Source organism: Bacteroides cellulosilyticus DSM 14838 (assembly GCF_000158035.1).
Taxonomy (GTDB): domain Bacteria; phylum Bacteroidota; class Bacteroidia; order Bacteroidales; family Bacteroidaceae; genus Bacteroides; species Bacteroides cellulosilyticus.
This window is the reverse complement of record NZ_EQ973492.1, coordinates 826,526-833,236: the sequence shown is the minus strand read 5'-3', so window position 1 is coordinate 833,236 and position 6,711 is coordinate 826,526. Positions and strand designations below refer to the sequence as shown.

6 protein-coding genes are annotated in these 6,711 nt (G+C 43.9%); 2 read left to right on the top strand and 4 right to left on the bottom strand.

All coding sequences use genetic code 11. The features are described from left to right. Both BACCELL_RS21525 and BACCELL_RS21520 read left to right on the top strand, forming a co-directional pair. A partial coding sequence (locus BACCELL_RS21525) for a chorismate-binding protein (RefSeq protein WP_007214193.1) occupies positions 1-179 on the top strand: 179 nt, incomplete at its 5' end. Beyond that, on the top strand, positions 163-762 hold the full coding sequence (locus BACCELL_RS21520) for an aminotransferase class IV family protein (RefSeq protein WP_007214192.1): 600 nt from the start codon (positions 163-165) through the stop codon (positions 760-762). The genes BACCELL_RS21525 and BACCELL_RS21520, both read left to right, overlap by 17 nt. Here BACCELL_RS21520 and BACCELL_RS21515 read toward each other — a convergent pair. From BACCELL_RS21515 to BACCELL_RS21500, 4 genes are all read right to left on the bottom strand, one after another. Then, positions 749-3,076, bottom strand: a complete 2,328-nt coding sequence (locus BACCELL_RS21515) for an ABC transporter permease (protein ID WP_007214191.1) — start codon at positions 3,074-3,076, stop codon at positions 749-751. The genes BACCELL_RS21520 and BACCELL_RS21515 overlap by 14 nt on opposite strands. 252 nt (positions 3,077-3,328) lie before the next feature. Then, positions 3,329-4,003, bottom strand: a complete 675-nt coding sequence (locus tag BACCELL_RS21510; protein WP_007214190.1) for an ABC transporter ATP-binding protein — start codon at positions 4,001-4,003, stop codon at positions 3,329-3,331. Positions 4,004-4,033: 30 nt separating this feature from the next. Continuing rightward, on the bottom strand, positions 4,034-6,313 hold the full coding sequence (locus BACCELL_RS21505) for an ABC transporter permease (RefSeq protein WP_044154179.1): 2,280 nt from the start codon (positions 6,311-6,313) through the stop codon (positions 4,034-4,036). Positions 6,314-6,336: 23 nt separating this feature from the next. Then, positions 6,337-6,711: ABC transporter permease (locus tag BACCELL_RS21500; protein ID WP_007214188.1), on the bottom strand; the 375-nt coding region annotated here is incomplete at its 5' end.

Below are 6,711 nucleotides of genomic sequence, written 5' to 3'. Positions count from 1 at the left end.
ATACGGGAATAACCGGATATTTCGATGGAGACAATATGGATAGTGCCGTGATGATACGTTTTGTGGAGCAAGAGGCGGACGGAATGTATTTTAAAAGCGGTGGTGGCATTACTTTCAAGAGTGACGCCCGCAGTGAATATGAAGAAATGAAACAGAAAATATATGTGCCGATTTATTGAAACGATACAAGTACGTGACGGTAAGTTGCAGAACCTTGCCCATCACAACCGTAGGATGAATGAGACGAGACAGGCGGTTTTCGGAATGGCGGATCAACTGGATATTCTGGATTATACAGGGGATTGTCCTGAAAGCGGTTTTTATAAATGCCGGGTAGTTTATGGCAGAGAAGTATGTGAAGTGGCATTTTCCGCTTATACAATGAGGACTGTACGTTCGCTCCGGTTGGTCGGTTCGGATACGATTGATTATCGCTACAAAAGTACGGACCGGAAGGAACTGGAAGCATTGTATGCCCTGCGCGGCAATCAGGATGATGTATTGATTGTCAGAAACAATCTTTTGACGGATACTTCCATTGCTAATGTGGCGTTAGAAAAAGAGGGAGTCTGGTATACACCGAGGACTCCCTTATTGAAAGGCACAAAACGTGCATTGCTGTTGGAACAGGGGGTACTGACGGAATGTGATATTCCGTCAGATGAGATTTCCTCCTATTCACATATCGCTTTATTTAATGCGATGATTGATTTTCAGTCTCTGGTTCTGGAGATTAACCGGGATACGATTATTCGTATTTGATACTATCTACCGGATTATTTCTTGCTGCCCGATAACTGTTCAGGCATACTGTGAGCAGGGTGATGCAGACAGTGAAGAACAAAGGAAGCAGGAAATGAAGGATACCAATGTGTACATGGTAAGCAAATTGTTGCAGCCAATAATTCATCAGATAGCAGACCAGGGGTACAATGAGTATAAACGCTATACCTATGTAGTACAGGAACGGGCGGTTGACAAGCCATAATATTTGCCCGAATGATGCACCGTGAATCTTCCGAATTCCTATTTCGCGTATACGTTGCTGGATAGCATAATGGGTGATGCCGAACAATCCGAACAGTGTGAGGAATAAACTGATTGATGCATACATCAGCAGGATGCGGGAAAAGTCGGTGACTTCTTGATTATTGGAGATCAGTACCTGATAAGGGTCTTCATAATTGAATGGAGTACCGGGGTATTTCTTCTCCCATAATCCGCGAAGATGATTGATAACTGCTGTGCGATCTTGTTCGTCAAACTGTAAGGTCAATGTGGTATAGTTATCTTGGGGTATTTCGTGCAGAATCATTCTCAGTGGAAACACATTGTTTGTGAGCGAATATTTCTTGAAATCTTTCATGACGCCGATAATAGTACCTTTCTCACTCTTTTCGGGCACGTATTTAGAGATCGGTTGTCCCACTGGGTCTTCTCCTTCGGGCACAAGATAGCGAATGAAGGACTCGTTGATGATGACCGGTACAGAAGTACGGAGTAATAAATGGAATGTTTGTTTGGCATCCAGCAAGTTGAAATCGTATATATCCAGGAAGTCCGGACAGTTTTCATAAAGTTCAAGCATCAGTAGGTCATTCTTCTCACCATTTTGGCGGGGAACGGCCATACTCATGGTATAAAGGCCTGATTGGGAAGATACAACAGACTTCACTCCGGGGATGGATTTAGTGTCTTCTATCCAAGTAGATAAAGGGGATTGCCGGGAGTCGCCGATTCCAAACTCAACGATTCCTTTGTAGCGGCTTCCCTCCTGCTCTATCAGGTCCATTTGGCTACGGATTATCATAAAAGCACTTAGCAGTCCGATAGAAATCATGAATTGTAAGGTGACCAGTGCTGCTACAATGCGCTGTTTCTTGCGACCTGTAAAGAAGCTGCGGTAACGGCTTTCGGACAAGGTCTGTATCTTCCGGCTCATGTATTCTGCCGGAACAACGGATAGAATGATGACAAACAGCAGAATAACAGGGAATACCTGAACGGAGAAAAGATAGGAGAACGACAGATGCGCGGATATTGTTGTATTGAATACTGCTAACAGGTCGCTCATCAACAGAATGGATAACAAGAACGCTGTAATCACCATCAGGAAAGTATCGGCAAAGAGTTGCCAACGGATTTGACGGTGGCTTGCACCTAAAAGGCTTTCAATGTGCAAGGTGCGTATTTGCTTCAATAAGCGTGAAAAACTGAGGTTGATATAGTTGAAGCAACCGATGAACAAGATTAATAAAGCAGATAGCAGTCCGACGCTTAACAGGGCCTTTTGCCGATGCTCGATACACTGGTTGCTATCTTGTGTGGTAGTGGTAAAATAGGATTCCTGTAAAGTCTGGGTACGGTAATACCCTTTGCCTAATAAAGTAGGAAGCTCGGTTGTCTCGAAGCGTTGGCGAAAGGCGTTGAGGTCTGTTCCTTCTTTGAGAAGTATCGAACAGGTGGTTCCTTCGGGACTTTTTAGATGCGTGAGCAAGTCTGCCTGCAACATGCTTTGCGATGGCAGACGGAAGACGGCGGCGATACGGTAGGCACTTTCGCCGGATTGAGGGATATCCAGCAGCTTGCCGAGGCAGTCGGTGGTACCGAAACAACGTTCGGCCAGAGCTTGGCTGATGGCAATGGTTCCCGGGTGAGTCAATACTTCTTCTATTTTTCCTGCAAGGGTTTCGATGGGGATAAACTTGGGCAATGTACTGTCTGCCGATAGCAGGTTCAGTTCGGAATATTCTTGGTCGCCCACACGGATTTTTGTGTGAGTGATAGCTTGTGTGCGTAGTGAAGCTTCTATCTCAGGGAATTGTGAGATGATTTCGGGGACAGATTCGTGATATACGAATGTTCCCTGCATTTCTTGTTGTGCGAAAGGTAGTGTTTGTGTCAGCCGGAGGATACGGTCACGGTTGGGGTTGTTATACTCGATGTTGTATTCGTATAGGACGAAGGCTGTCAGTAGATTGGTACATGCGATACCGATAATCAGACTGACAAGAGAAATAGTGACGAACAATTTATTTCGCCACCAGCTACGCAGGACAAACTTCAGAATGTACATGTTCTTTTAGTGATAATATTAATAGGTTTTAGCTCTATCAGGAAGCCTGAAGAGTTTACATTATATAGTGCCGGGAAACCTGAAAGGGCTCGCATTTACAGTACAGAAGCCTGAAAGGCTTACATTATATAGCGTAGGGCATCGCCCTACGTAATAAGTATTCCCATCTCTGAGCCCTGAAAGGGCGAAATAAAATAGTATATCTCCGATTTCGTCCTTTTAGGGCTTAAGTAAAAATGTGCACAATTTGGGTTACAGACTCACCTCTGTCACCACCTGTCCGTCGAACAGATTAATGATACGTCCTGCAAAACCGGCATCGTGCTGTGAGTGGGTTACCATGACGATGGTGGTTCCTTCTTTGTTCAGTTCATTCAGCAGTTCCATCACTTCCTTACCGTTCTTGGAGTCCAGATTACCGGTAGGCTCATCGGCAAGGATCAGCTTTGGATTGGCTACTACGGCACGGGCAATGGCTACACGTTGCTGCTGACCACCGGAGAGCTGCTGTGGGAAGTGTTTGCTTCGGTGTGTAATGGCCATGCGTTCCATAGCTGTTTCCACGCGACGTTTGCGTTCGGCGGAAGGAATGCCCATGTAGAGCAACGGCAGTTCGATGTTTTCGTATACGTTCAGTTCGTCAATCAGGTTGAAGCTTTGGAATACGAAACCAATGACACCTTTACGCAGGCTGGTGCGTTGTGCTTCGGTGTATTTGGATACTTCCTTTCCATTGAGGTAGTATTCTCCACCCGAAGGGTTATCGAGCAAGCCGAGGATATTCAGCAATGTAGATTTACCGCAACCGGAAGGTCCCATGATTGCGACGAACTCACCTTCTTTCACTTCGATGTTCACATTGTTCAAAGCCCATGTTTGCACTTCTTCTGTCTTGAAGATTTTCTGCAGGTTTACTGTTTTAATCATAATAGTGATAATTTTAATTAGTAATATTGTTTATTCATTTTTTATTATCTCGGCCGGATTGATATGCATGATCCGGTAAATTTTATATGCGGTGGTGAGGAATATCATGAAGGCTACGCTGAAGAAGAGCACAACGCCCCACCACCACTCTGACACGACTTTCATGTTATCAATAATAGCCATCATCGCCAGTCTTAATAAAGGATACGCGACCGCAAATGCCAGTAAGAAAATCGTCAGATAGGCTTTTCCGAATACGGTGGCAATAGTTGTCGGAGTGGCTCCGTTAATCTTGCGGATAGCCATCTCCTTTTGCCGGCTTATGGTATCCATCGAGATGGCCGAATAGATGCTCAGCACCACCAGCAGTATACTTACTATCGCCAATATCATCATCGCGCCTTGCATCATTTGGATACTTCTCATGAAATCTTGTTTGTCATCGGGAAGTTTTTTAATCTCAACCGGCAATGTGACAGGAACATAATGTCGGCAAATCTCGTTGATGCGCCGAATTGCTAATTTGATATCTGTTCCGGGAGCCATTTTAAAGCATATCGCATTGAGCTGATTGCCGGGATAAAACACCGAACCTATTGTATGGCCGTTGCTGCTCTCTTTGTGCAACGCCTTAAACGTGCCGATAATACGATAACTCTGGCCATAGAATTCCACCATGTCCTGTATGCTATCCTTATCCAATTGCCGTCTGAAGTCCTCGCTCACATAGATGGTTCCGCTTGCGTCTGCATCCACCACTTTACCCGACATAGGAATATTCAGGAACTTAAAATAATGGGGATCTCCCTTTATTACTGAAACATACGCTTCCGAACGGTCCGCCTTTGTATATGTTTGCATACAATAGGACATCATAGTATTATCTTCCATCTTCAGTTCATCCGTAACCTCGGGCAGTGCGCGGATATCAGCCAAAATGGAATTCAGATGCTGGCGCATACGCTGCGTATTTATCTTGACAATAATAATTTCTTTTTCCTCTTGCGAGGTAAGTGCGCTATATGTTCTGCCGAATGCTTCGTACCAGCCCAAATTGATTACGAATGTTCCTCCAATAAAGAAGATGGAAATACTCAGCTGCAACCACATCATGACCGAACGGAATATATGCTTGTTGCGATTACGGTTCACCTGACTGATAATGCTTGCCGTCCGCAAACGTCGGATAGGAAACCAGATGATCAGCATACATATCGCCAAGAGTACGATATATATCTTAAACTGCAGCAGATAAATAGCAAACAGTATGGCATCAGGTATCCCCCAATTAGGGATATAGATTTGCATGGCACTCATTGACAACTCCATCAACACAAGAGATATGAGAAAAGCGAACGACATCATCCAGAATACTTCAAAGAAGAGTAGCAGATACAGCCCTTTCACGCTTGCTCCCATACACTTACGCAAAGCTATCTCACGCTGCCGGTTATAGAACATCTGAATGATAAATTTCAGGAAGTTGATAAGTCCCGAAATCAAGATCAGCGAAGCAATGAACATGATCAACATATTGATCAACAGACTCTTCATGCTTACCGCATCTTTCTGTGACAGCAATCGGGCTTCGGGATATATGATTTCTCCATTCCGTTCCCACGGTACTGATCGCAGAAGTTGGTTCAGTGCTTCCAGATTCATTTGGGGAGGCAGGTAACCGTTTATAGCTATCGGCTGGTCGGGCATCACTTCGTAAGAGAAGTAACAGTCTGTCTGAATTTCCAGCAGATCGTTTTCTACTACATTTACCACTCTGAAACTCTGCATGGCACTATCCGGTTGCAGACTCGATTCGGTGAAGATGATTGTACCGATGGGATTCTTGTCACCATATGCCTTGCGGACAAAATTCTGTGATAGTATCACCTCATCAGGTGCCTGAATCAGCCGACTGCCATATAGCAATTTTCGGTTGTAATAGGAGAAGTAGTAATCATTGACACCCATGAAGTTTATGATAAATGGAAAGTTGTGCTGTTCATTATCAATGATTTCCGCTTCTATTGATTTATGGAAAAACTGACTGAAACTTAACTTTCCCAGTTCATGACTGAGTTTGTCTTCCAGCAGTTGGGCATCCTGCATGCTGAAGAATGAGTTTCTATCCTGAGAGTATTCCAATCTGATACGCCGTTCCATGTCCGGTAAATCTACCTCCATCTTTTGGCAATACATGGATACCAGAATGTAGCACACAATGCCCACTGCCAGGCAGAGAGCTGAAATCAAACTGTGAGTTTTATACTTCCACAGGTTTCTGAGTGATATTTTCAGATAATGGATTATCATGGGTTGTTTATTCAACTTATTGGTTATTCGTTTTTAATAACTTCCGCCGGATTCGTTTTTGCTATCCGCAAGATACGGAAAAGTATTGTAAAGCCTGTAATAAGAGTAACAATCAAGAATATGCAGAGCCAGAAAAGCAGACCGCAGTCAAAGAATACCGTATACATTTGTTTCCATAACATCAATACAACATATACAAGCGGGAATGCAACGATGGCACTACACAATAACAAGATAATATAAAGACGGGCAAACAACAGGATAATCTGCGGAACATCTGCCCCATTTACTTTACGGATAGCAACTTCTTTCTGGCGTCGTTCTGTATCGAGCGTGATACTGGAGTATACACCTAATAGTGTGATAATAATGCTGATAACAGCAAAGAACAAAATAAT